Annotated in this window: 29 protein-coding genes and 1 tRNA gene; 10 read left to right on the forward strand and 20 right to left on the reverse strand. The window is 49.6% G+C overall.

Annotation, left to right across the window (positions count from 1 at the left end; genetic code table 11):
• The first annotated feature begins 7 nt into the window (after positions 1–7).
• Positions 8–436 carry a SufE family protein gene (locus L2Y54_RS12895; RefSeq protein WP_236496586.1) on the forward strand — a complete coding sequence of 143 codons (429 nt, stop codon included), beginning with the start codon at positions 8–10 and terminating at the stop codon, positions 434–436.
• A gap of 39 nt (positions 437–475) precedes the next feature.
• On the opposite strand, the gene L2Y54_RS12900 is transcribed toward L2Y54_RS12895, so the two are convergent.
• Both L2Y54_RS12900 and L2Y54_RS12905 read right to left on the reverse strand, forming a co-directional pair.
• Positions 476–970, reverse strand: a complete 495-nt coding sequence (locus L2Y54_RS12900; protein WP_236496588.1) for a TetR/AcrR family transcriptional regulator — start codon at positions 968–970, stop codon at positions 476–478.
• Between the two features lie 116 nt (positions 971–1086).
• Positions 1087–1455 carry a thiol-disulfide oxidoreductase DCC family protein gene (locus L2Y54_RS12905; protein ID WP_236496590.1) on the reverse strand — a complete coding sequence of 123 codons (369 nt, stop codon included), beginning with the start codon at positions 1453–1455 and terminating at the stop codon, positions 1087–1089.
• A 152-nt stretch (positions 1456–1607) separates the two neighbouring features.
• Between L2Y54_RS12905 and L2Y54_RS12910 the strand changes: the two genes are divergently transcribed.
• The 8 genes from L2Y54_RS12910 (at position 1608) to L2Y54_RS12945 (ending at position 7506) form a co-directional block, all read left to right on the forward strand.
• Positions 1608–2153 carry a DUF924 family protein gene (locus L2Y54_RS12910; protein WP_236496591.1) on the forward strand — a complete coding sequence of 182 codons (546 nt, stop codon included), beginning with the start codon at positions 1608–1610 and terminating at the stop codon, positions 2151–2153.
• A gap of 35 nt (positions 2154–2188) precedes the next feature.
• On the forward strand, positions 2189–2698 hold the full coding sequence (locus L2Y54_RS12915) for a lipocalin family protein (protein WP_236496593.1): 510 nt from the start codon (positions 2189–2191) through the stop codon (positions 2696–2698).
• Positions 2699–2720: 22 nt separating this feature from the next.
• Entirely contained in the window at positions 2721–3182 is a 462-nt protein-coding gene (locus tag L2Y54_RS12920) for a DUF3429 domain-containing protein (RefSeq protein ID WP_236496594.1), read from the forward strand.
• Positions 3183–3234: 52 nt separating this feature from the next.
• Positions 3235–3311: transfer RNA gene (locus L2Y54_RS12925), tRNA-Met, on the forward strand.
• Positions 3312–3471: 160 nt separating this feature from the next.
• Positions 3472–5172: a biosynthetic-type acetolactate synthase large subunit gene (gene ilvB, locus L2Y54_RS12930; protein ID WP_236496596.1), complete on the forward strand. Its 1701-nt coding sequence runs from the start codon at positions 3472–3474 to the stop codon at positions 5170–5172.
• A gap of 8 nt (positions 5173–5180) precedes the next feature.
• The gene (gene ilvN, locus L2Y54_RS12935; protein ID WP_236496598.1) at positions 5181–5675 is read left to right on the forward strand and encodes an acetolactate synthase small subunit; all 495 of its coding nucleotides are present in this window, start codon (positions 5181–5183) and stop codon (positions 5673–5675) included.
• Positions 5676–5719: 44 nt separating this feature from the next.
• Positions 5720–6730 carry a ketol-acid reductoisomerase gene (ilvC, locus tag L2Y54_RS12940; protein WP_236502031.1) on the forward strand — a complete coding sequence of 337 codons (1011 nt, stop codon included), beginning with the start codon at positions 5720–5722 and terminating at the stop codon, positions 6728–6730.
• A gap of 107 nt (positions 6731–6837) precedes the next feature.
• Positions 6838–7506: a heparan-alpha-glucosaminide N-acetyltransferase gene (locus L2Y54_RS12945; RefSeq protein WP_236496599.1), complete on the forward strand. Its 669-nt coding sequence runs from the start codon at positions 6838–6840 to the stop codon at positions 7504–7506.
• Here L2Y54_RS12945 and L2Y54_RS12950 read toward each other — a convergent pair.
• From L2Y54_RS12950 to rfbA, 17 genes are all read right to left on the reverse strand, one after another.
• Positions 7484–7975: a hypothetical protein gene (locus L2Y54_RS12950; protein ID WP_311196188.1), complete on the reverse strand. Its 492-nt coding sequence runs from the start codon at positions 7973–7975 to the stop codon at positions 7484–7486. The genes L2Y54_RS12945 and L2Y54_RS12950 overlap by 23 nt on opposite strands.
• On the reverse strand, positions 7972–8430 hold the full coding sequence (locus L2Y54_RS12955; RefSeq protein ID WP_236496601.1) for a CopD family protein: 459 nt from the start codon (positions 8428–8430) through the stop codon (positions 7972–7974). The genes L2Y54_RS12950 and L2Y54_RS12955 overlap by 4 nt, the downstream gene beginning before the upstream one ends.
• 14 nt (positions 8431–8444) lie before the next feature.
• The gene (locus L2Y54_RS12960) at positions 8445–10505 is read right to left on the reverse strand and encodes a GumC family protein (protein WP_236496602.1); all 2061 of its coding nucleotides are present in this window, start codon (positions 10503–10505) and stop codon (positions 8445–8447) included.
• 138 nt (positions 10506–10643) lie between these two features.
• Complete coding sequence (locus L2Y54_RS12965; protein ID WP_236496603.1) at positions 10644–11732, reverse strand: acyltransferase family protein; 1089 nt, start codon at positions 11730–11732, stop codon at positions 10644–10646.
• 15 nt (positions 11733–11747) lie between these two features.
• Positions 11748–13148 (reverse strand): undecaprenyl-phosphate glucose phosphotransferase, encoded by a 1401-nt coding sequence (locus tag L2Y54_RS12970; protein ID WP_236496605.1) that lies wholly within the window; start codon positions 13146–13148, stop codon positions 11748–11750.
• A gap of 318 nt (positions 13149–13466) precedes the next feature.
• The gene (locus L2Y54_RS12975; protein WP_236496606.1) at positions 13467–14291 is read right to left on the reverse strand and encodes a glycosyltransferase; all 825 of its coding nucleotides are present in this window, start codon (positions 14289–14291) and stop codon (positions 13467–13469) included.
• A complete protein-coding gene (locus tag L2Y54_RS12980; RefSeq protein ID WP_236496608.1) occupies positions 14291–15220 on the reverse strand; it encodes a glycosyltransferase family 2 protein in 930 nt (309 codons plus the stop codon). Before L2Y54_RS12980 ends, L2Y54_RS12975 begins: the two co-directional genes overlap by 1 nt.
• Positions 15217–15642, reverse strand: coding sequence for an acyltransferase (locus tag L2Y54_RS12985; RefSeq protein ID WP_236496610.1), 426 nt, complete (start codon positions 15640–15642; stop codon positions 15217–15219). Before L2Y54_RS12985 ends, L2Y54_RS12980 begins: the two co-directional genes overlap by 4 nt.
• 29 nt (positions 15643–15671) lie before the next feature.
• Entirely contained in the window at positions 15672–16982 is a 1311-nt protein-coding gene (locus L2Y54_RS12990) for a hypothetical protein (RefSeq protein WP_236496611.1), read from the reverse strand.
• An 8-nt stretch (positions 16983–16990) separates the two neighbouring features.
• The gene (locus L2Y54_RS12995; RefSeq protein WP_236496613.1) at positions 16991–18268 is read right to left on the reverse strand and encodes an oligosaccharide flippase family protein; all 1278 of its coding nucleotides are present in this window, start codon (positions 18266–18268) and stop codon (positions 16991–16993) included.
• The gene (locus tag L2Y54_RS13000; protein ID WP_236496615.1) at positions 18265–18762 is read right to left on the reverse strand and encodes a glycosyltransferase; all 498 of its coding nucleotides are present in this window, start codon (positions 18760–18762) and stop codon (positions 18265–18267) included. The genes L2Y54_RS12995 and L2Y54_RS13000 overlap by 4 nt, the downstream gene beginning before the upstream one ends.
• Positions 18759–19220, reverse strand: coding sequence for a glycosyltransferase family protein (locus L2Y54_RS13005; RefSeq protein ID WP_236496616.1), 462 nt, complete (start codon positions 19218–19220; stop codon positions 18759–18761). Before L2Y54_RS13005 ends, L2Y54_RS13000 begins: the two co-directional genes overlap by 4 nt.
• Positions 19217–20173: a class I SAM-dependent methyltransferase gene (locus L2Y54_RS13010; RefSeq protein ID WP_236496617.1), complete on the reverse strand. Its 957-nt coding sequence runs from the start codon at positions 20171–20173 to the stop codon at positions 19217–19219. The genes L2Y54_RS13005 and L2Y54_RS13010 overlap by 4 nt, the downstream gene beginning before the upstream one ends.
• Positions 20173–21258 carry a dTDP-glucose 4,6-dehydratase gene (rfbB, locus tag L2Y54_RS13015; RefSeq protein WP_236496619.1) on the reverse strand — a complete coding sequence of 362 codons (1086 nt, stop codon included), beginning with the start codon at positions 21256–21258 and terminating at the stop codon, positions 20173–20175. Before rfbB ends, L2Y54_RS13010 begins: the two co-directional genes overlap by 1 nt.
• Positions 21255–22130 (reverse strand): dTDP-4-dehydrorhamnose reductase, encoded by an 876-nt coding sequence (gene rfbD, locus L2Y54_RS13020; protein ID WP_236496620.1) that lies wholly within the window; start codon positions 22128–22130, stop codon positions 21255–21257. Before rfbD ends, rfbB begins: the two co-directional genes overlap by 4 nt.
• The gene (rfbC, locus tag L2Y54_RS13025) at positions 22127–22675 is read right to left on the reverse strand and encodes a dTDP-4-dehydrorhamnose 3,5-epimerase (RefSeq protein ID WP_236496622.1); all 549 of its coding nucleotides are present in this window, start codon (positions 22673–22675) and stop codon (positions 22127–22129) included. Before rfbC ends, rfbD begins: the two co-directional genes overlap by 4 nt.
• Positions 22672–23556 (reverse strand): glucose-1-phosphate thymidylyltransferase RfbA, encoded by an 885-nt coding sequence (rfbA, locus tag L2Y54_RS13030; RefSeq protein WP_236496624.1) that lies wholly within the window; start codon positions 23554–23556, stop codon positions 22672–22674. The genes rfbC and rfbA overlap by 4 nt, the downstream gene beginning before the upstream one ends.
• A gap of 131 nt (positions 23557–23687) precedes the next feature.
• Between rfbA and L2Y54_RS13035 the strand changes: the two genes are divergently transcribed.
• Complete coding sequence (locus tag L2Y54_RS13035; protein ID WP_236496626.1) at positions 23688–24659, forward strand: MBL fold metallo-hydrolase; 972 nt, start codon at positions 23688–23690, stop codon at positions 24657–24659.
• Positions 24660–24665: 6 nt separating this feature from the next.
• Here L2Y54_RS13035 and L2Y54_RS13040 read toward each other — a convergent pair whose 3' ends face one another.
• On the reverse strand, positions 24666–25622 hold the full coding sequence (locus L2Y54_RS13040) for a hypothetical protein (RefSeq protein WP_236496627.1): 957 nt from the start codon (positions 25620–25622) through the stop codon (positions 24666–24668).
• Positions 25623–25640 lie beyond the last annotated feature (18 nt).

A 25640-nucleotide genomic window follows, 5' to 3' on the forward strand; every position in this document is an offset into this window, starting at 1 on the left:
TAAGACAATGCTAACCGTAAACAATGATTCGATTGACGATATTATCGGTGACTTTGAGTATTTGGATGACTGGGAGCAACGTTACCAGTATTTGACCGAGCTGGGCGAAGCCTTGGATGATATGCCCGAAGCTGAAAAAACGGATGCTACGCGCGTAAAAGCTTGCATGAGTAAGGTATGGGTAAAGGCATTTCCCGACCCTGACAGGTTCGGCAAAGTATTTTTCCAAGGCGACTGTGATACGGCAATTATCAAAGGTTTATTGGCGTTGTTGATCAGTCTTTTCAACGGCAAAAGTCCGCAGCAAATTGCCGAAATGGACATTGATGCGCTGTTTGATAGCATTGCGCTGGCTGAAAACTTAAGCCCTACCCGTCATGTGGGGGTTTATGGGATTGTGGCGAAGATGAAAGAGCAGGCTCAAGCATTAGCTTAAATTTCTGGCGATAAGCCCATTAATGCTTGCATGTGCCATTCACCTTTCAATAGGTTCAGGAACAGTACGGAAGGTTGATAAATACCCGCCAGATCGAGCGTTTCCCGTCGTCGTTGTTCCTGAAAAGTATGTATCCAAGGTTTCAATAATGCGGCTTGGGCCCATTGCGTAAAACATTTCGGCAATGCGCGGATTTTGATGCGCCTCACTAATGACCACACGCATCATGGCAACCGCTTCCGCATCCAGCAACAGGCTCAGGAATAACTTCCCTAAAGCGTGTAAATCGTGCTGCAAATCCCATGTCAGGGTACGCCCGATGGCGGCTAAATCGTAGTGGTCGACTTTGTTGGCAACCACGTGTTTAAACAAATCGTCTTTGCCGCCGAAGTGCGAATACAGCGTTTGTTTGGAAACGCCCGCCCGTTGCGCCACCGCTTCCATTGAGGTTGCTCCGAAGCCTTTTTCCAGAAACAACTGCCCTGCCGCTTCTAAAACGACCGGGTTGGTTATCGGTGTTATTAGAAGGTTCACTGACGGGATTGCCGCGTAACTTACGTTCGCGCATCTTGGGTAAAGTGATGCAGGGAATGACCAAACATCAAGCGGCGTAACGTTGTTGAGGAGCTTGCATTCAAAGATCTAATTTACTACAAACGTTTTTTGCCGGTTAGTGGTAAACGGTAATAGGCGAATAAGCGATACCCTGCCTCCATTACCGGAATCAAAAACGGCAGGCGTTCGACAAATCCCGCGATGCGTCGGTAGTAGGGCAGTTGCTTCCATACTTGAATGAAACCGCGCACACCGGTTTGCATTTGCTGATCAGCACCGATGACGTGGATACGATCCATCGCTTGTTTATAGGTAATCCCTGCCGCTGCCAAGGCTTGCGGGTCTTGGTTGATGTCAATCCACTGAATATTGCCCGCTTTGTCTAGCTTTTTCATGCCGTTGATTTCGAGGTTGCAGATGGGGCATTCGCCATCGTGAAAGCAGGTCACTTTTGAACTTGTCATGAGCGGATTAACCAAATTAACACAGTAAGCATAAATATAAGATTTTTCTAATGTATTTCAAGAGACCTTAGTGGCGTCTTGGCTTTTTGCACTGTGGCTGCTGACAAGCTATGAATAGGTTTGACGGATACACACCGGATAAGGAATAACGCATGATTACCCCTAATGACATTCTCGATTTTTGGTATACCCCGCCGATGCCGGAACATTGGTTTGCCTCAACGCCCGCGATTGATGCTGACATTCATGAGCGTTTCGGTACACTGTGGGAGCAGGCAGCGGCTGGCGGGTTGGACGCTTGGCGCGAAACGCCGGAAGGCTGCCTTGCCCTGTGTATCGTGCTGGATCAGTTCCCGTTGAATATGTTCCGGGGCGAAGCCCGGAGCTTTTCCACTGAACAGCAGGCGGTTGCGGTGACGAAATACGCGGTAGCGCGTGGTTTTGAGCAGTCGTTACCGCATGAACGCCGCAGTTTCCTGTATATGCCGTTGATGCACAGTGAGCATTTGGCAGATCAGGATGAGTCGGTGCGTTTGTTTGAAGCGGCTGGTTTAGACGCGAATGTACGATTTGCCCGCCATCACCGTGAAATTGTGCGGCGTTTTGAGCGTTTTCCGCATCGTAATGCCGCCTTGGGGCGTGAGAGTACAGCGGATGAGTTGGCGTATTTGGCTTCCAAAGAGGCATTTACGGGTTAAGTTTGAGCGTCATGATACTTACAAGGAGTATGTTAATGAAACGTTGGTATTTATTGGTATTAGCACTGCTGCTGTCTGGCTGTGTTGGGATTCCAGATGGCATAACGCCAGTGAAAGATTTCCAAGTCGAACGTTATCTGGGTAAATGGTATGAGGTGGCGCGGCTGGATCATTCCTTCGAGCGTGGTTTGGAGCAGGTGACGGCGGAATACAGCCCGCGTGACGATGGTGATATTCGCGTCATCAATCGGGGTTACAATACCGCTAAGCAGCAATGGGAAGAGGCGGAAGGTCGCGCTAAATTTGTCGGTGCACAAGATGTCGGGCAACTGAAAGTGTCGTTCTTTGGCCCGTTCTACGGCGGTTATAACATTGTGGAACTCGATCCGAATTACCAATACGTGCTGATTGTGGGCAATGACCGCGAGTACTTGTGGATTTTGTCCCGCACGCCGCAATTGGATGCAGCGGTGCAACAGCGCTTGGTGGATAAGGCGAAAAGCCTTGGTTTCGCCACCGACAAGCTGATTTTTGTGAAACAGTGATACCAGATAACAGGAGGATTCCATGCAACCCAAACGTGCTTTGCCCAAAGTGATGTGGTGGCTAGGTTATGGTGGCTTAGTGCCGTTTTTTGCTCTGACGGTGGCGTTATTGCTGGGGTCTGGTCTGCCGCTGTTGGAAAGTGTGCGATTGGATTGGTGGCTGGCGGCGTATGCGGCGATTATTTTGAGTTTCCTCGGCGCGGTGCATTGGGGCGTGGCGTTGGGGATGCAGGATACGCTGAATGAGAGTGAACTGGGTAAGTTGCTGCTGTTTAGCGTAGTGCCAAGTGTGTTGGCGTGGTTTGCGCTGTTATTGCCGATTCAATGGGCGTTATTTGTGTTGGCGGGTTTGGTGGTGTTTGCTTATGTGGTCGATGCACTGCTGTTATTTGATAAATTATCATCGAGTTATGGAAAAATGCGCCTGCATTTGACCGTGATTGTCGCCTTGTTATTGGTCGCAGCGGGCGTGGCGGTGCAATAGTTTGAAAATTCGTTGACAACACCCGTGAGGGTCGCTATTATCGCGACCTCTTGGCTACATAGCTCAGTTGGTTAGAGCACATCACTCATAATGATGGGGTCCCTAGTTCGAATCTAGGTGTAGCCACCAAGAATTCCAAAAGCCACATCACACCATGTGGCTTTTTTTATGCCCGCCGTTTTCAGCCTGAAAAAATCAATACTCACACGCTTTTTGGGGTGTAATCCCCCATGCATTCGTATTATGATGCGAGTCTTTTCCTTCGCCCACGCGATTTACGGAGTTAACTGTGGAACTGACTGGTGCCGAGATATTCGTCGAGTGTCTTAAGGAAGAAGGGGTTGATACCATCTTCGGTTATCCTGGTGGAGCGGTGTTGTTTTTGTACGATGAACTGTACAAGCAACACGACAAAATCAACCATATTCTGGTAAGACACGAACAGGGGGCTGTCCATGCAGCCGAAGGCTATGCCAAAGCAAGTAATAAGCCCGGAGTGGCGCTGGTAACATCCGGCCCTGGGGCGACCAATGCTGTCACGGGCATTGCGGATGCGTACATGGATTCTGTGCCTCTGGTGGTTTTCACCGGGCAAGTGCCGCGCCACTTGATTGGGAATGATGCGTTTCAGGAAGTCGACATCGTGGGCATTACTCGCCCCTGTGTTAAACACAACTTCTTGGTGACGGACGTTAAAGAATTGGCAACGACCATTAAAAAAGCCTTTTATATTGCCAGCACGGGGCGTCCCGGCCCAGTGTTAGTGGATATTCCGAAGGATATTACTACGGCACGTTGTGAGTTTCATTACCCGAAAGAAATCACCATGCGTTCCTACAACCCCACGGTGAAAGGCAATAAGCGTCAGGTACGCCGTGCCATTGACCTGATGTTGGAAGCCAAAAAACCAGTACTCTATACTGGCGGTGGCGTAGTGTTGTCAGGTGCGGCGCACCAATTGACCGAGTTGACCCGTGAGTTGGGTTTCCCGATTACCAACACTCTGATGGGTCTGGGTGGCTTTCCGTCAATGGACAAGCAATTCATCGGTATGTTGGGGATGCACGGTACGTATGAAGCCAATAACGCGATGCACCATGCTGATTTGGTGATTGCAATTGGTGCGCGTTTCGATGACCGCGTTACCGGCAATATTGAAAAATTCTGCCCTTATGCCAAGATTATCCACGTTGATATTGACCCCGCGTCGATTTCCAAAAACGTTAAGGTGGATGTACCTATCGTTGGTGACGTCAAAAACGTCATTGTGGATATGCTGGAAGAATACCGCAGCCGTGCTGAACGCCCTGACGCGGCGGCACTCGCTGACTGGTGGAGGCAAATTGCCGAATGGCAGAGTGCGGATTGCCTGAAATACAATCAGGATATGAATGCCGCGATCAAAGCACAGTTTGTGGTGGAAAAGTTCTGGGAAGCAACCAATGGCGACGCTTACGTGTGTTCTGACGTGGGTCAGCACCAAATGTGGGCAGCGCAATACTACCGCTTCAGCCAGCCGAACCGTTGGATTAACTCCGGTGGCTTGGGTACGATGGGCTTTGGTTTGCCAGCCGCGATGGGTGTGCAAATGGCATTCCCTGAGGAAACCGTTGGCTGTATTACCGGCGATGGCAGTATCCAGATGTGTATTCAGGAATTGGCGACGTGCTTGCAATATCACTTGCCGATCAAGATCATTTCGTTGAACAACGGCTACCTTGGTATGGTGCGGCAGTGGCAGGAATTCTTCTATCAGAAGCGTTACGCCATGTCCTATATGGAAGCCTTGCCAGATTTTGTGAAGCTTGCGGAAGCTTACGGTCATGTCGGGATGCGCATTGAAAAGGTGAGCGACGTGGAAGGTGCATTGAAAGAAGCGCTGGCGATGAAAGACCGCTTGGTCTTTATGGACTTCATCACTGAGCGTGAGAATAATGTATTCCCGATGATTCCTGCTGGTGCAGGTCAAAATGAAATGATTCTGGTATAGGTGACAAGATGCGGCATGTAATTTCCATTTTGATGGAGAATGAAGCGGGCGCGTTGTCGCGTGTTGCCGGGTTATTCTCTGCGCGTGGCTACAATATTGAATCCCTAACGGTTGCGCCGACTGATGATGCTACCCTGTCGCGTTTGACGCTGGTGACGCGCGGTAGCGAAGAAATTGTGGAACAAATCATTAAGCAACTCAACAAGTTGATTGATGTGGTCAAGGTCATGGATCTGGCGCAGTATTCCCACATTGAACGCGAGATAATGTTCGTCAAAGTCGCCGTGGATAAACACGTTGCGTGTGAAGCGGTCAAGCGTTTGTCGGATATTTTCCGGGGTAACATCATTGATGTCAGCGACAAGACTTACACGATTGAACTGACAGGCGACCGCAGTAAGTTGGATGCGTTTGTGAATGCGTTGAAAGATTACCGCATTATTGAAGTGGTGCGCTCCGGCGGCATGGGCATTGCCCGTGGCGAAGCGTCCCTACACGTTTAATTGACTTATGATATTTTGGATTTAAGGTAAAAGGCTTTATGGCACTGAACATTTATTACGATAAAGACGCTGATCTTTCTATCATTCGCGGCAAGAAAGTCGCCATCATCGGTTACGGTTCACAGGGTCACGCCCATGCTTGCAACCTGAAAGATTCTGGCGTGGATGTCACCGTGGGTTTGCGTAGCAATTCCCCAACGGTAGCCAAAGCGCAAAACGCTGGTCTGAAAGTAGCACCAGTTGCGGAAGCTGTGGCTGCTGCTGACATTATTATGATCCTGACTCCGGACGAGTTCCAAAGCCAGTTGTACCGCGACGAAATCCAGCCGAACTTGAAGCAAGGCGCAACGTTGGCGTTCGCGCACGGTTTTGCGATTCACTACAACCAAATCGTGCCACGTGCGGATTTGGACGTGATTATGATTGCGCCAAAAGCACCTGGTCACACGGTTCGCAACGAATTCGTCAAAGGCGGCGGCATCCCTGACCTGATCGCTATTCAGCAAGATGCTTCTGGTCAAGCCAAAGCAGTCGCGCTGTCTTACGCATCTGCTATCGGCGGCGGTCGTACTGGCATCATCGAAACCACGTTCAAAGACGAAACCGAAACTGACTTGTTCGGCGAACAAGCGGTATTGTGCGGTGGTGCGGTTGAATTGGTGAAAATGGGCTTTGAAACCCTGACTGAAGCGGGTTACGCGCCAGAAATGGCTTATTTCGAGTGCTTGCACGAACTGAAGTTGATTGTTGACCTGATGTACGAAGGCGGCATTGCCAACATGAACTATTCCATCTCCAACAATGCGGAGTATGGCGAGTACGTAACTGGCCCGAAAGTTATCAATGAGCAATCGCGTGCAGCCATGCGCCAAGCGCTGAAAGACATTCAGAACGGTGAGTACGCGAAGAACTTCATTCTGGAAGGGGCTTCTAACTACCCATCCATGACGGCTTACCGCCGCAACAACGCAGCGCACCCGATTGAACAAACCGGTGGCAAACTGCGTGCGATGATGCCTTGGATTCAGAAGATCGTGGACAAGTCGAAGAACTAAGGTTCAAGACTATCGTTCCGCCAATCAGTAGGGGTGAAAGTGCTTTCGCCCCTACGATTTCCCGCCTTGAGCTACCCGATGCCTTACGGGGTTTAGCTGTCCTCTTGATGTTGGTCTTCCACAGTGCGTATGACCTGAATCATTTCAATTTTCTCTCACTGGATTTATTACATAGCACCTTCTGGCCTGCTTTTCAGAAAGTTATTGTGACGCTGTTTGTGGGCGTTGCGGGTATCAGCTTGGCATTATCCGCGCGGCGCGGTTTGAACCTGTCACGTTTTTGGCGACGTGAAGCGCTGTTGGTGGTAAGCGCTGGATTGGTCAGTGCGGGCAGTTATTGGCTGTTTCCCACGAGTTGGATATTTTTTGGTGTATTGCACTTTATGGCGCTTGCCAGTGTGCTGGCATTGCCGTTTTTGCGCTTGGGTGGCTGGAATGTCTTGCTGGGAAGTGTGGCATTGTTGCTGCCTTGGTGGATTAATACACCACTTTTTAATGCAGCCGGTTTGCAATGGGTGGGGTTAGGAACAGAAATTGCGAATACCAAAGACTATGCGCCGTTTTTGCCTTGGTTTGGGGTAATGCTATTCGGGATTTATATTGGCAGCAAGCTTGAGCGGTGTTCATTGTGTTTACGCCCTTTACCTCGCTGGCGCAGTTTTGCTGGGCTAATGTGGTTGGGAAAGCACAGTTTGGTGATTTATTTAGCGCATCAGCCACTGTTGATGGCATTTTTCTGGATGATAGCGACGTTTACTGGCGTAGCTGAAAAATGAAATCGCCGTTTGAAGTGAGTAAGCCATGTTGTATCAACCATGCACGGGCATCGTCGGCATCTTCCTGAAACCAGCGTTGTGCTGAGCCGAGACGGAAGGTGTAGCCCCATGCATCCATATCCTGCCACATGCGTTCCAGCCCGAAACCGGGGATGAGGTTGGCTAATAGGATTTGCAGGTAACAAACGGCATCTTCCTCGGCATACTCGCCACCGGCATCGGTATGCAACACGGCGCGACGGGTTTCATCCATGCAGATAATGTGACAACTTTCATGCAGGATGGAGTGCAGCGGGGTGTCGTGTCGCGCTAATACCGTCAAACCGATAATGCCTGCCTCGTCTTCGTGCCAATAGCTGCCGGGGATGCTGTCATTATCCGCTACCTGTTCTAATTGCAGGCCATAGCGTGCTAGGAGCACGATGACGGCTTCCTTGTCGACATCGCCCAGCCGGAGTACTGCATTCACGGCAGGTATTTTCCACCTGCTGCAATCAGAATGGTGAGCACGCCAATCAGCGTGTTAATGCCGATCATTACTCGGATTTGCGCTAACGCTTTGCCACCGTCAGACCAGCTTTGGGCGGCGACGGCTTTTCGCAATTTTTGATAAGGGGCGAAATAGACATGGAAGAAGATCAGCATCATCACCAGTCCCAGCCCATTCATGAGGTGTACGAATACTGGCGCATTCGCAAAACCACCGTATGGTCCAAGCAGCATCCAGTAACCAGAACCGAGAATGATGATAATGGCAGCCCAGACCCAAGGGAAAAAGCGCCCAAACACGCCATTCCATAAGGTTAGACGTTGTGGTGGTTCCAATACGGTTGCTGCCACTGGGCGTAATGCCATGTAAGCGAAAAACATGCCGCCTACCCAGATGACGACGGCGAGAACGTGTAAAGCTAATGCGATGGACATGAAATGTCTCCTGATTACAGTTTTTTCAAGGCGGTTAGCCATTTGCTCATGGCGCTGGGTTTGGCTCGCTGTTCTTCTGCCTGGTAAACGTAACCACCGTAGTCGTCACCGTAACCGCTGTGCAAATCCACGCGATTCAGCAATATTCCTGCCAGTGGCGCTTGTGCACGGCGTAAACGGATCAGTGCATTTTCCAGCATTACCATGCGGGTATGTTCGGCACGAACCGTGAGTAAGGTGGCGGAAGCTTGCGAGGCAAGAATTAACGCATCCGCTAACCCTAACACAGGTGGACCATCCAAGATAATCTGATCGAAGTTTTGTTTGGCACTTTCCAGCAAGGCACGCATGTGCGGTGAAGACAGCAGTTCAGCCGGGTCGTCGGGTAAACTTCCTGCCGTTAACAGGTATAAGTTCGGAATATCTGTGGTTTGAATCAGTTCACGACTATCTAATGCACCCGCTAGGTAATTGGCTAAACCGTGTTGTGCATGGATTCCCAGCGTTTTGTGCAGTGAGGGGTTACGCAAATCGGCATCCACTAGCAGGACGCGATTACCTGCTGAGGCATAAGCACAGGCTAAGTTGCTGGCAGTGGTGGTTTTGCCTTCATTGGGGCTGGCACTGGTGATGAAAATGATCGGGGTGTCATCACCTTGGTGCGTAAACCGTAAACTGGTACGCAGCGAACGGAATGCTTCGGCAATAGCTGAACGCGGTTTGCTAATGGTGGCGGTTGCCAACTGGCGGCTGTTAGCGTCGCTGGTTTCTGCCATGACACCGAGAACCGGTAGTTGGGTGGCGCGTTCTAAGGCGTTAATATCTTTGACCATATCATCCAGAAACTCACGCATGAATGCTGCCGATATGCCCAGTAACAGCCCCAATAAACCACCAAACAGCAGGTTTGTGGATAGATTCGGTTTGAATTTTTTCAGCGGAATTTGTGCCTGGTCGATAATGGCAATGTTATTGGCGACGACACCACCGGCGATATTGATTTCTTTGAGGCGTTGTTGCAGATTTTGGTAGAGTTCCTGATTGGTCGTAACCTCACGTTTGAGGGTGCTGTAAGCAATGGTGGTGTCTTGTTCCTGCATCGCTTCGGTTTTGGCTTTGGTGATGCCGTCGCGAATCATGCTTTCTTTGCGTTTAGTGGTTTCGAGTTCGCCTTTAAGGGAATCACGTTTGGCAGTGACTTCAATTTCAATGTCGTTTTCGAGTTTAGTGATTTCTCTGGCTAAATTCGCAATTGATTGCTTTTGTTGCTGCGCTTTAAGCTTGTCGAGGCGTTGTTCCATCGTTTGGAAGTAAGCTGCGTCTTTTTTTTCCAATACGTTGATACGGTCGCTTAAGGAGCGGTTTTTATCGGTGAGGATTTCATAGCGGCTTTCTTGCTCGATGCGTTGTTTTTGGATTTTGATAAGTTCTTCAGAAAGCTGTTTCAATGCCAATGCTGAGGTGGTGGATTCCTCACCATCGAGTTGGAATATGCCATGGTCGCGGGCATATTGATTCAAGCGTTGTTCGGATTCATCCAGCAGCGCTTTGGTTTCCTGCACGGTTTTCGTAAGGTATTCGGAAGCATCGGTGGTGGCGGACAAACGTCGCCCGGTATTCATGTCTTTGAACGTGTCGACTACCGCATTGGCAATTTCGGCAGCTTGTGCAGGGTCTGATGAGGTGTAGCTGATGGCGACTAAGCGTGAGTTTTTAACCGGCTCTACTGTCAGATTGTCCAACAGCAAATCTTCCAGTGCGGTTTGTTGGCTGTTGGTATCAGGTGTGCTAAACCATGCTTTGATTTGACCCATGATTGAGGTGCTGGCAAGCTTTTCTTCGAGTTTTAGCTTGGTGATCACTTGTGAGGCTAATGCACGGCTACGAATCAGTTCAAACTGTGTTTGATAGAAGTCGCGGGTATCGCGGATGTCACCAGAACCCAGAATATTGTCGATATTCACCACTTTGCTGGATTCGCGTTCGATTTGCAGGGTGGCAGTGGCGCGATACACGGGTTTACTCAAGAGCGTAATCAGCAGTGCCAATAGCATAATGATGGCAGTGATCAGCATTATCATGCGCCTGCGCCGCAGCAAGGTACGCCCGAACTCACGTAAATCAAGTGTGTCTGGTTTTTTTAGAAGATCGTTTTGCATGATATGGGTGGTCTATAGGCCAAGTTGAAATATAGCGCCCGATTGTAGCAATTCTCAGGGCGTGCGGTTAACAAAGTTGTTGATCCAGCGGCGTGCGGGTGCTTCAAAAAACCAATAGGAACATAAAGCACTGAAGGTCAATAGCACGACAAATAAGTAAAAATGCAAGGCTCCGTTGGGATCTATTCCCGCAGGCATGAGTTTTTCGTAGATGCCATGCAGCGGTTTTTGCAGAATATACAGTGAAAAACTCGCTTCACCGAGTAATACCAGCCATTTGTGCTGCAATAATTGACTGATCTTGCCGGTATTAAGTGCCAGTAACACAATGAACAGCAAAAACAACGGGGCAATGAGTCCATTGGTGTAGTCAAAGGCAATACCACTGGCATCAATCAGCGTTTGGCGGGTAATCAGCAAGACAATGATGAGCGCAGAAACCAGTAACAACCCACTGATATTGATACGTGGCGCACTAAAACGGTCAAGGCTGCCCTTTTGCAGCCATGCACCCGCGATAAAACCTATCACAAACGTATTCAGGTGCATTAACGGGTTGTAAAAAATAAAGTCGTGTAACAGTCCACGCGGCACGTAGGCTGTGGTGTTGAGCAAGAAGCCATGCCCAAGTTGCGTGACCAGCCATAATATTCCGGCTGCTAGGGTAAGGTTGACCAAATGGTAGCGTTTTACCAACAGAAGCAACAGCGGGAAGCACAAGTAGAAAAAAGCTTCTACGGATAATGACCAGCCGGGCGCATTCAGGGTGAGGGGATAGCCCGGAACCCATGCCTGCAACATGCTGACACTGAGGGCAACCGTCAACGGCTCACTGCCAGCCGTTTGGTATTTCGCCGCTATCATGAGCAATAGAGCTAGTAGGTAGACAGGGTAAATACGTGCGATTCGTGCCCACCAGTAACGCCGCGTCGCAAAGGCTTTCTGCGGTTGCTCAGGTTGATAATAGGCAATCGCCATAATAAAGCCGGAAAGCACGTAAAAGTAACTGACCGCAATTGGTCCAGCCGCTAACACCGGGTTCACCCACGGCAAATTCGCAGGAAACACCGTCATGCCATAATGAAAAAACACCACCGTTAGTGCGGCGACATAACGGGTGAAGGTCAGTTGTTCGATTCTCACGGGTGTGCAGGGGCGCTAGTAAGCATTTTTGTCATGCAAGGTTTTGAATGCAGTGACGAAAATGATTCTGAGATCCAGTGTCAGGCTCCAGCTACGGATGTATTCCATATCGAGTTCTACCCGTTTTTCCATTTTGAACAGGGTGTCAGTTTCGCCGCGCCAGCCGTTTACTTGTGCCCAGCCGGTAATGCCGGGTTTCATCAAATGACGACGCATATAGCCGGGAATGAGTTGGCGGTATTCTTCATTATGCGCAACGGCGTGCGGGCGTGGGCCAACAATTGACATATGACCTTGCAGTACATTGAAGAATTGCGGCAGTTCATCCAGTGATGTTTTACGCAGGAATGCGCCAACACGGGTAATCCGGCAATCGTTACGGGTGGCTTGCTTAATATGTTTACCATTTTCACAAACCGTCATGGTGCGAAACTTGAGTACTTGGAACGTTTCCCCGCGTAAGCCATGCCGGGTTTGCTTGAATAAAATCGGGCCGCGTGAAGTCAGTTTGATCGCCAGTGCGATTCCGAGCATCAAAGGGGATACCAATAACAGAATCAACATGCCTAACAATAAATCTTCAATGCGTTTAATGAAGGCGTGATGCACCGACATCGGTGCGTCGTAAATGCGTAGGATGGGGGTTTCAGCAATTTCCATGTAACGACTGTGTAGCAAGGTGTTGGTGAAGTCGTCGGGAATTAAACGGATTGGCGTGATGGTATCAGCCAGTTCATTAATCAGACGTTTGGATAACAGGGATTGTTCGGAGGAGGGCGCAAGGTAAATTTGATCCCACTCGCCAGTGCGAGCGGCTTCTTTCATGGCGCTTGCATCACCCAGTCGGGCATAGTGCCGGGGGAGTTCCAGCTCAGTGCCATCATCTTCCAAATGGTAAAATCCCGCGATTTGAAAGCCAGAGTGAGGTTGGCTATCAATCATTTGGGCAAAGTGCAAGCCTTGTTTGGTAATGCCCGCAATCGCAATGCTATGGTTGTTGAGACCGATGCGTTTGAGCGAGGCTTGCAAGATACGCAGGGCATAACGGCTGCTGATTAATAAGACTGGGGTGATGAATAACCAGCCTATCAATACAAAGCGTGAAAATTCTTCGGAAGTTTTTGCCGCAAAAATGATAAAAATGAGGAACAAAAAGGTGACTAACCAAGTCACAATAAGGCGGATGACTTCATCACGGAAGAATGGGCGTCCACTCCATGAAGTGTAAATGTCGGTAAACCGACCAATCAGACCAAACAGCAAGGAAGCGCCCAAGCCGATGATGAGATAACCTTGAATGTTATAGGTACTGGAATGCAAAGAAGCGAGCAGCAGAATGCCCAAAATGATCAGCGTATCGGTGCTGCGGTAGACCAATTCAGCACTGATTCTATTGTTTACCTTCAAATTTTCCATGCAACCGTTATCCTCTGACAATGGCTGCGCCAACAAGCCATCATGGAGTTTATTGTCAATAAGTAAACTTGTATTAACTTTGCTGAGGTCTGATGTAGAAAAACAACAGGTCAGCTTGTTGTTACAAGTAGTGTAATATAATGACAGCAAGCACTATCTATCTGTTATACAAACAAATACGCTGTCATTGTGCAACTATTTAAGACACTCGGTAGTTGCTAAAACTGCTCCCTAATATAGCCTATGTTTGGGTTTTTTGTCGTAAAAAAAATACAAACGGCATTGGCCAAAATATTATGCATCTGCCTGATAAGTATTTCAGCGCGAAGACTGATCTTTCTCCCAAGTATAGGTTTGTAAGTGACGATATTGCCGTGCAGCCCGCCAGCGAATGACACTTGCAATCAACAGGTAGATCATGGCGGGTACAGCATTCCGGCTGAAAAGTTTATCGAGTAAGATGCTAGAGTAAGCTTTTTTGTCTACTTTAGTGCAAAGTCTAGCCGCAGCCAGTTGCATATTCCCCAAACGTGCCCGCGTTTTAATCTTGATCAAAGAACTCAGGTTACGGGGGGCGCTAATAAATATTTGTGTGCCTGTAATGTTATGACGCTCATGTGCCTCAAATTGACAACGCACAAAACCATCATCGTTAATGATGTCTGGAAACACCTGAAAACGCTGTCGCCCCGCCTGACTGATGACATAACTACAGGTAGCCACTACCCCTTCGCGAATATAGGGGAGTTGTAACCACAGCCGGTAATACTGTTTGACTAGCCAAGAAGATTGCGATGTATCGATCACCGGTTCGGGCGCTGCTAATAAGGGGCTGCCGCTTGCCATTGTGGCGGTAATGGCTTGAATCGCGTTAGGCGATAAGCGCGTATCGGCATCAAGGTAAAACACCGGCCAGCTTGTGACGTGTTTTTCGGCTTCATTTAGGGCATTGACCTTGGACGGTTTGGCTATATCAAGGCAGATGGCATGGGGATATTCATTGCGCACAATCTCCGCCGTATTATCCGTGCAGCCATTACACGCCACAATCAGCGTGTTGAGGTCGGCTTGATCCTTGAGGCTATCCAAACAGCGGCGGATCACGCTGGCTTCATTGTGTGCGGGTACAATCACACTCGCCATCAACGATACCCCTGCAACCAATCAGCACGGTTGGCGAACACGGTTTGCCATTCACGCCGTTGCGCCGATTTCGGTTTGAAGAGGGTATGCACAAGGTATTTGTTCAGCACGTACCAATACAGCAGCGCTTTGTAAACGGGGCGCTGCCATGCCACTACGTGGCGGTTAACCAGCTCCACTTTGCCTTTGAGCAACTTGATTTGCTTGCCTGAAAAATGGCTGTGGCTCACACCGCCATGATGGATGATGCGGGCATCAGGCGTTACGATGGGTTGATGGCCTAAAGCTTTGGCACGTAAGCAATAATCGGCTTCTTCGGCATACATGAAAAAAGTGGCATCGAGACCGCCGAGCTTATCCCACAATTCTCGCGTGGTAAGGAAAAAACAGCCGGATACAATATCCACATCCTTAATGGTGTCGCGCTCCCAGCAACCGTAATTGGCATTATTGAAGAAACACGTTTTGCTGAACAGCTTGCTCAAGCCCACGGCGCTGTAAAACAGGTCGCGTAGATTCGGTTTGCTCCAGGCGTGCTGGGTATTCAAGCTCATGTCATTGTTGAGGGTAACGCCGCTCCAGATGCCGCTGTCAGGGTACTGTTTGGCGAAACGTAACAAGCGATCCACCGCCGCATTCACGATCACGGTATCCGGGTTCAGCAATAGCAAATATTTACCTTGCGCCTGTGCTGCACCCAATTGCACGCCGCCTGCAAATCCCAAATTTGCACCCGATTCAATCAGCGTTACTTGCGGAAAAAACTGACGAATCATGCTCACTGAGTCATCACTGGAGGCATTGTCTACCACAATGACTTCAAACGTACTCAGTTGGGTTTCGCGAAACAGCGATTCCAGTGCGCGGCGTGTGTAACTGGACGTATTGTAAGAAACCAGAATGACGCTGATTTCTGTGCTTGCCGTCATGCTAATCTCCCGTAAGCAATGGTTTGAATACCTGAACGCACAACTTTTGCCGGATTACCTGCCACAATCGAATGCGCAGGCACGTCTTTGGTGACAACGCTGCCAGCACCGACGATCACCTGATCACCGATAGTCACGCCGGGTAAAATAATAGCACCACAGCCGATGAAACAGTTAGCCCCAATGCGTGTTTTTTGTTCAAATTGACCGCCATGCCGCCGGGTCGCGTAATCGTGTGCGAGGATAATGCTATCAAACGCGATGTAAGTTTTTTCCCCGATCTCGATGCAACGTGGATTGGTCTTATCCAAGCGAGCTTTAAACGAAATTCGTACATCTGGAGCAATATTCATGCCATAAAGCTTGCGGAAATACCCGGTTCGCAACCACAGCAGGCTGTCACGGAACCACACCAGCCACATGAACATTCTTTGATTGATAAAACGCAGTCTCATGTTTTGTCGTTGTTTCTAAGGTTATTGGTGGGGGCATTATTGGTGGAATCGTTTGCGGATACCAATTCTTCTGCCTGACGGTTCCATAAAGGATAGTATTGCGCCCAGCTAATTGCCCCTAACATGAAGAAAAACATCGGTTGCAACTTGCCGAAATAGTCCACCGTAAAGCCAATTAAAATCAGCGACATGAATGACAGAATCCATGCAGACACCATCCACCGGAATTGGTCGTTATGTTGGTGCGCCAGGTTCAAGGCATGGAATACCGCATACAAACAAGCGAGTAATAAAACGACCAAGGCAAAGATACCGTGTTGCAGAATCAGCAATAACCAGAAACTGTCAATGCTGTTACCCATCCATTCCATCCAATAAGGGCGCGTCCAGTCATGGTGGGCAATCCCAAGAATTAGATTCTCGCGGATGTCATCGGCAGTGTATTCCCATTGCAGGATACGGAAATAACCGGTATTGGGGTTGAATGTCAGGTACGAAATCAAAATGCCAAAAAATCCCCGGTTGGAAGATGCTTCGATTAACAGCGCCGCCGCCAAGCCACCAAAAAACAGTGAAATCCAGAATTGCCGGGCGTTATACCAAAACTTGACTAAAACAGCCGTAAATCCCTGAAAAATCAACGCCAGCAGCGGTGCTGACGATAATGTCAGTAGCATGGAAAACATGATCCCGACCAGTTTGCTCACATAACTCAGGGTACGGAAACGCAAGACCAACAAGAGCGCAAACGGGAAGAACAATGCCAGCAACGTGCCATACAGAATAGGGTGTTCAAACAAGCTGGTAGCCCGCATAATGTCAGCGCGAATGTAATGATACGTGTAAAGACGTGGGTCTAAGGCATGGTTTCCCGTCAGTTTTTCGGCGATTTCATGCAAGATGCGGTGTTGGTTTAAGGCTTCGTAAAGCGTGAATACCGTGAGCAGGGCGAGTACCGTGATGAAGGTTTGGTTGACCCGGTAAAACCGCTGCGGGTTCGTAATAAATAACCGCGCCAGATAAAACGCACCCATGACTTCAATCGCAAAAATTCCCGTTGATTCAATGGCTTTTTGCAAACCATGATTGTGCCAGAAACTGGCGAACACAATGCCTACCAAACACAATAGCAAAATATCGACGAGATCCGCTTGTTGCAGCACTTCGCGCAAATTAAATAGCGCGTATAACAGCGCCAAACCCAGCACAATACGGTAAGTTTCGACCCGGATCGAACCCACCATGACATAAAACTCCAGCGGGATAAAAATCGAGACAATGAATAGGATAGCGATAATTCTTAACATTGCACCTCCTATCCTTGTTTGCCAGATGTGTTTAGTAGACGCTTTGTGAAAAACAGCGTGATGACCCCCAGCGTTAGCACCAGATTGGCGACGAGTGTTGCACCCGCTGCCCCTTCAATGCCGTACTTTGGAATAAACATCAAATTAGCGATTACATTAATGACCAGCGCCAGCCCCAGTAAGCTGTTCAGGTAGCGCACTTGTCCCTGCACAATAAACATAAACGAAAAGGTCAGGCTTAACGCCCGCACCCACTGCGCTACCAACAAGATAGCCAGTGCCGTGCCAGCTTGCACATATTCCGGTTTAAACACACTGAGTAAGTGATCACCCAGCAACAACAATAATAGCGTGACAGCCCCCAAAATTCCCGCTACCAAAGCGGTGGCTTGCCAGAAAAACCGTGTTAGTTGTTCCGGCTGGTGTTGGTGAATGCGGAGTAAGCGTGGGTATATCGTGGCATCCAACGCCCCAAGAAAAAACAGGCTGACAAACGATAAACGCGCCGCGACGGTGAATAGCGCCACATCCTCATTCGACAACAATATGCCGGTCAGCAGCGTATCCGCCCACAACATCAAAAAGGAAAAAAATGACACGGGTGCGAGTGGCAACGACTGCTGCAACACTGCTTTAACGCTAAACCGGGTTGGCTTGGCGGGGTGTAAACTGTTCCACCAAGGGCGTATCCAGTAAAACGATGCCAACCCCGCCACTGCCAGTGATGCCACATACAGCAACAGATAATGCTGATTGTCGCTAAAGCTCCACCAGAATAGCCCGATCAGCAGCATATAAGCCACCGCAGGCAAGGAGTTCTGCACCAGAATTGACTCGGAGGTATGCTGGATGGCTTTCAAAAATGACGAATTTAACATCACCAGATTGAAAAACAGAATGCCGCTTCCCGCCAGCAATAACGGCAGCATTTGAATCGCATCATCAAACAACCAGTGCTTGGATAGCGGGGCAAATACCAGCCAGCCCAGCATGAAAATACCGCTACTGATCAACACCATGCGGTAAGCATCGCGTAAATGTACACCTTGCTGCTGCGTATCCGTGTCATGAATTCGCGCCACATCGCGCACCAGCCACTGTTCCACCCCCAAACGGCTGAATAGCGAAATGCCAGTCACGAGTGTCATGAGCATGAATACCATGCCCGCTTCTGCTATCGGTAGGGTGCGTGTCAGTACAATTGCCACCGCAAAATTCAACCCAACCCCGGCAAAGCGGGCAATCGTCGAAAGTAAGCTGGTCAGCAGCAGGGAAGAATTACTCATGTTCGGTTGCTGAGCGAAGTCGAAGCACGAATCGCTTGATCAATGAAATCAACCAGCGTTTGCCGCCGGGAATCATTGTCCAGTGGTGCAGCTTGCAAGGTGTGTTGCCGTGCCAACAGTTCATACAATTCGTCTTGAGTCGAGGCGGTGTACACCCCCGGCAATTGACCCATCCAAGCTAAACCGTCCAGTTGGTGATCGTTGCGGTGTTCGCCGAGAGCGTGTTGACGGTTCATCACAATAATGGGTTTGCGGTGTTCCAGCGCGGTAATGATATTGCCCATGCCTGCATGTGAAATGATCAAATCGGCGTTTTGCAAGTGTTGGTTAAACACCGCTGTGGTCATAAAGCGTTCCCATTGCAGGGTTTGCGGCAAATATTCCCCGCCTGCAATTTGTGCCATACCCGTGAGCGCGTGTTGGCTTGCCCATTCATCCACGGCGCGAATCAGGCGATCAAACGGAAATTGCGTGCCAACTGCTACAAAAATCACAAGACCGCCCCTTTGTATTGGATAGTCTGCCCGTCGCTCAAATGTTCCCATTGCGTCAAGAAGACATCGGCGCGTTTTTGTGCCAGTTTACCCGCCCGTGAAATCTGTTTGACGTTGGCAATGCTGTCTACCCAAATGGTACGGATGCCGAGAAAACTACCCAGCCAAATCGCCACCGCACCCGGTGCCGCACCGGTGGACAGAATCGCTTTCGGGCGTTCTTTCAATAAGATATACAATACTTGTAAAGCACAAGGTATTAAGCGCCACTTATCATCCGCACTCACATCCACGACCGAATACACTTTGCGTTCACTGAGCGAAGTCGAAGTGAACAACGCCGCAGGCATCGCATACACAATCTGGTAACGGTCTTCCAGCCCCGCACTCAGCCGATTAAGCTGAATCCAATGCCCGCCGGGAGAGGAAATTGCCAACAGTTTCGGCTTAACACTCATGCGGGTTTTCTCAAGTAAAACGCCGCCTGATCGCCTTGATTCAGCGCGTTCAATTCCCGTGAGCGTTGTTCAAACTCACGAATTTGTTTGGTGGTGAACAGCGAGTTTTCCGGTGATTCTGCCCAGGAACGCGGGTCGCGTAGCGGAATATCCTGTTCGTACTGTTTGCTCCCCCAGAATTGCAGGGCATTGGAATCGTATACTACTTGTTCGCACAAAAAGCCTGCCTGTTCTGCCAGTGCCTGCATACTCTTGACCGAATGCAGGTACAAATGACGTGGCGCATCCAGTTGCACCCAGTTTACGCCGTATTCCTGCCACACATACGAGGACACGGTTGGCACGCGCACCAAGGCGACTCCGCCCGGTTTCAGGATATTGAAGGCTTGCCCCAAATTAGTCCGTTGATTCGGCAAATGTTCAAAGGAGTGGTGGAACATCACCACATCCCATTCGCCGGTTTCGCTGAAAATATCACGTTTTTCAATGCACAAGCCGTTGGGGTAAACGATGTCCGTCTGGTTAAACGGGTCGATGCCCAACAGGTTTTGAAAACCAAGTTCGCGCAGGGAATGCAATAAATGTCCTGCCCCACAGCCCACATCCAGAATGCGCGTTGCTTGTTTTAGCTTGAGCGGGCGCAGCGTAGCGAGTTTTGCATTCGGCATCCACAAGTGCATTACCCGCCCAATCAGGCAGTTACCGCTGACTTCGTAACGATCCCGCCACTTGGTTAAGGTTTGTTTAACCTTGCCACCTGCTTTGGTTGCGTCGCTGTAGGAATAATAATTTTCCGGGTAATAGTCCGCGATATTTGCCGGAACCTGTTCGATTTGCAGACAGTCACAATCCGCACACTGGAAATAACGGTGTTCATCCCGCAAGCCGAGCATCATTTCCTTGGCGACATACGTGCGGTGTGCGCCGTTACTGCCACAAATACGGCACTGCATCAAACTTGCTCCCTGAGCGTAGCCGAAGGGGCGTGTGTGCCAAACAGCTTGACATCGCCTTGCCAAAAATCGGGGTGACTCAAATACCAATCCAGCGTTTTCGCCAAGCCGCTCTGGAAAGTTTCTGCTGGCACATAACCCAATTCGCTGCAAATCTTGCTGTTATCAATGGCGTAACGGCGGTCATGCCCCGGTCGGTCGGTCACGTACACAATGTGCTGATTGTGCGGTACGTGTGACGAATCAGGGAAACGCGCATCCAGCAACGCACACAGTTCATGAATCAAACTCAGGTTTGCCTGCTCGTTATTGCCGCCGATATTGTAGGTTTCGCCGATACGTCCGGTACGAATAATCAGGTCAATGCCACGGTTATGGTCATCTACATACAACCAGTCGCGAATTTGCTGACCATCGCCATAAATCGGCACGGGTTTGCCTTGCAACAGGTTGGAAATCGCCAGCGGAATCAACTTTTCAGGGTACTGATACGGCCCGTAATTGTTGGAGCAATTGCTGGTCGTGGTCTGCAAACCGTAGGTGTGCTGGTAGGCGCGTACTACGTGATCAGACGCGGCTTTGCTGGCGGCATACGGCGAATTCGGTGCGTATGGCGTGATTTCGGTGAATGCAGGATCGGTGGCAGACAACGTACCGTACACTTCATCCGTAGAAACGTGGTGGAAGCGGTGTACAAAACCCGGTTTCTCATCCAACCACACGGTTTTTGCCGCTTTCAACAAGCTGTGTGTGCCGTCGATATTGGTTTTCAGGAACGCATCCGGCCCGTAAATCGAGCGGTCAACGTGCGATTCGGCGGCAAAATGCACAATCGTGTCGATGGTTTCCTCGCGCAGCAATTGCTCTACCAGCGGCTGATCAAGGATGTCGCCATGCACGAAACGGAAATTGGTTTGACCTTCCAACGGTTGCAGATTTTCGTAGCGTCCGGCGTAGGTCAACGCATCCAGAATCACCAAACGGGTGTCTGGGTATTGTTGCAACCAAAAATGCACGAAATTTGTGCCGATAAAGCCTGCGCCGCCAGTGACGAGCACGTTATGAGGTGTGTATGTCGTTGTCATGCTGTTACGTTTTGTTGTTTCAATTGAGTAAGCATCTGCCGCAAGCTGGTGCGCCAGTGCGGTAGAGTGTAGCCCAGTAATGCCTCACTTGCGCGTCTATCCATCACGCTAAAGGCGGGGCGACGTGCTGGCGTTGGGTATTCGTCGGTGCGCAGTAGCTTGATGGGGATGGCTTTGTCGAGCAACCCAAGTGCCAATGCTTCTTCCTGAATAGCCACAGCGAAATCGTACCAGCTTGCCACGCCATTATCGGCGCAGTGCAAGATACCCTGCGGTTTTTGGGCGATGAATGACCACAGCGTTGCCGCGAGTGTGCCTGTCCACGTCGGTGTGCCGATTTGATCGGCGACCACGCCAAGGGAATCGCGTTCGCGCATCAGACGCAACATGGTTTTGACGAAATTATTGCCGTAAGCCGAATACAGCCATGACGTGCGCACAATAGCCGCGCTGGGGCAGGCAGATTGTACCGCTTGTTCGCCTGCCAATTTGCTCGCGCCGTAAACACCAAGTGGTTTCGCCACAGCATTCGGCAGGTACGGGGTGGATTGCAGCCCGTCAAACACAAAATCGGTCGATATTTGCAGCAAGTAATAGTCAAACAAGGCAGCTTGTGCCGCGAAGACATGCGCGGCGGCGTGGTTGATCAGGTAAGCGTTGGCACTGTCGGTTTCCGCTTTGTCGACGGCGGTATAAGCCGCACCGTTAATGACGACATCCGGGCGATATTGTTCCAGCGCATTGATGACTTGTTGCGGATCGGTAATATCCAGCGTGTCCCGATCCGTCGCAATCAGGGTGATACCCGCAGGGCAGGTGGCTTGCAATTCCGAGCCGAGTTGCCCGTGTGCGCCAGTGAGTAATATTTTCATGCGAATTTATCTGCCTCTTGCCAGTTTTTACCCGTTTCATCTTTGGTGGAAATCGTAGGTTGTGCGCCATTGATCAACGGCCATTCGATGCCCACAGTCGGGTCATCCCAACGCAAACTACGATCGTAGGCGGGGGCGTAAAAGTCGGTGCATTTGTACAAAAAATCTGCCGATTCGCTCATGACATAAAAGCCGTGCGCAAAACCGGGCGGAACCCACAACATACGGTGGTTTTCAGCGGAAAGTTCTGCGCCTGTCCATTGTCCAAACGTTGCTGAGGATTGGCGTAAATCCACCGCGACATCAAACACCTTACCGCTGGTAACACGCACGAGTTTGCCTTGCGGGTTTTGGATTTGGTAGTGCATTCCGCGCAAAATGCCTTGACCCGAACGGCTGTGATTGTCTTGCACGAAATTCAGCTCTAAGCCTGCATCCGCAAACGTTTTACTATTCCACGTTTCCAGAAAAAAACCGCGTGCATCGCCGAACACCTGCGGTTCGAGGATGAGTACGTCGGGAATGTTGGTGGGGATAATCTTCATTTCAGCAATTCCGTGAGGTATACGCCGTAACCACTTTTCTTCAACGGTTCAGCGAGTTGTAATAATTGTTCGTCACCGATATAACCCATGCGCCAGGCGACTTCTTCGGGGCAGGCAATTTTCAGCCCTTGGCGTTCTTCAATGACACGGATGTAGTTGGATGCATCCAGTAAGGAGGCGTGCGTGCCGGTATCTAGCCATGCCGTGCCGCGTTTCAGCATTTCCACCTGCAATTGCCCGCGTTCCAGATACATTTGGTTGACGGTGGTGATTTCCAACTCGCCACGCGGGGAGGGGCGGACTTCACGTGCTACATCCACAATCTGATTGTCGTAGAAATACAAGCCCGTTACCGCGTAATTAGAACGGGGTTTTGTAGGCTTTTCTTCAATACTGAGTGCTTTGCCGTTAGCATCGAATTCGGCAACACCGTAGCGTTCAGGGTCTTTGACGTAGTAAGCGAAAACGGTCGCGCCAGTGGTTTGTTGCGCAACGGTTTGCAAACGGCTGGATAAACCTTCGCCGTAGTAAATGTTGTCACCCAGAATTAGCGTGGCAGGTGAATTGCCAAGGAAATCAGCACCGATGATGAAAGCTTGGGCTAAACCATCCGGTGACGGTTGTTCGGCGTATTCAATATTCAGCCCCCATTGTGCACCATCGCCCAGCAAGTGCTGGAATTGTGCGGAATCTTCGGGGGTGGTGATGATGAGAATATCGCGGATCCCGGCGAGCATTAACACGGTCAGTGGGTAATAAATCATCGGTTTGTCGTAGACCGGCATCAGTTGTTTGCTGACAGCACGAGTGAGGGGGTAGAGGCGTGTGCCACTTCCACCAGCGAGGATAATGCCCTTGCGATGACGGTTGTTGTGTTGCATGTATAAAGCCTACCAGCGTGCTGACTCAATAAAGCCGCCTATTGTAGACAAACCCACAGAAATTTCAGCTAATTCCGGTAATCGGATACACTCTAGGTTCTCAGAAAATTTAATTAGGAGGAAATTAATCTATGAAACACCCCATGTTACTGTGGCTTGCTGGCATTACCTTGACGACGTTCAGTCTGAATGCGGCAGCAGCGGAGAAAGCCATTCATCAAGGCATCGTTGATAACTACAAGGCCGAAAAGGTATCGGATCATGTCTATGTGATTCATGGCCCTGCCGGTCAGCCTGACAAAGAGAACCAAGGTTTCATTAATAATCCCGGTTTCATTGTCGGCGATAGTGAAGTCGCGGTGGTTGACCCCGGTTCGAGTGCAGCGATTGGGCGTGCAGTATTGGCGCATATCCGCAAAGTCACGGATAAGCCAGTGACGAAGGTATTCATTACCCATATTCATGGCGATCACTGGCTCGGCAATCAGGCGTTTAAGGAAGACAATGCCGACGCCAAGTTTTATGCCAGTGCGGGCATGATTGAGGAGGCGAAGCAAGGAGCTGGTGATTCGTGGATTGAAACTATGGATACGATGACTGAAAAAGCCACAGCAGGTACTGAGCTAGTCATCCCTACCGAAGTTTTGGCACAAGATCAGGAAATCAAGGTGGGTAATGTCACGGTCAAAGCCCATTTGGTGGAAGGTAAGGCGCATACCTCCAACGAAGTCATGTTTGAAGTGGTCGAAGACAAACTCCTGTTTACGGGTGACACCATCAGCAATGCCCGTTTAATCTTAATGGATGAAGGCAGTTTTCCCGGCAGTGTTAAAAACGCTGAGCGCATTGTTGCGATGAACTTGAGCAAAATCGTGCCGGGGCACGGTGCAACCGGCGATAACACCATCGTTACCGCTTATGGTGACTACATGAGCAAGTTGTATGCGGGTGTCAAAGAACTCCGCGACGACATGGAGGCACACGAAATGAAGCCGAAAATTGCTGAAAAGATCGTTGCTTACAAGGATTGGCATGGCATGGAGGATACCCTCGGCAAGCACATTAGCTTGGCGATTCTGGAAGCCGAACAAGAAGACTTTTAAGTTGCCTTACTCTTCCAGCATTTCCTGAATATCCAAACTGAAATTTTCCAGAACCGCAGCACTGTCCTCAGGGCTGCGTTTCTGGACTTCTGCATAGAAAAATCGCACGGCACTTTCTAGGCTGATGCCTTGTTGTAACAATTCCAACGTTTCCATGCCAATCTTCAGCAAACTAATGTTTGCATCCAACGACTGCACGGTATGAATGTAGAAATCGTGTACTTCCTTACAAATCAGCTCGCTACGAATTTCCAGAAACACATCTCCCTTATCCGGTTGCATTACCGGTGCCAGCATAATCAGTGTTGATTTTTTTGGTAGCAAAATCAGGCTGGGAAATAGGCTGGTGCTTGAAAATTCTGCCCGTGAAAAAAAGTGTAAGTGCTTGGGTTTCTGGCGGAAATGCTCCAAATACTGCTGCAAAATCTTACCGCGTACCGCACAACTATAGCGGCTGACGGGTGAGAAAATAAAGTTCAATAGCGAATCCAGCGTATGAATATGCGTTTCTACATAGTCAGGGTGTGCGATTTGCTGAAAGCGCTGACTGTTTTGATGTGGGTTCACAAAAAAAGCGGAAGGAAACTGGCTGTAAGCAAGCATTCGCCCTTCGTTTTCAAGCTGACAAAGGTGCTGATCTGCTTGTTGATCGGTGTCAAAGTGACGCAGCCGGAACTCACTTTGGCAAAAAGTCTGAAAATGCGGCTTCAACAGCATACTGATGTCAACACCGAACAAGTGTGCATAGGCAAGCAGTTTTGGCACATCCAGCGCCGTGTCTTCACATTCGAGGCGTGAAATATCAGGTTGCAGGATTGAAAAGCCTTTTTTCATGTGTGGCTTTAAAAAGGTTTCCAACTGTGTGGCGATGCTGGACTGGCGTTGATTCATGCTTTTGCGTAAAGCAATCAGTTTTGCCCCCTCTTGTGGGATATGCCCTTCTTGATTAATTTTGTTGCACATTGTATTTGCTTATTATTA

The sequence above is a fragment of the Thiothrix winogradskyi genome (assembly GCF_021650935.1).
GTDB lineage: Bacteria > Pseudomonadota > Gammaproteobacteria > Thiotrichales > Thiotrichaceae > Thiothrix > Thiothrix winogradskyi.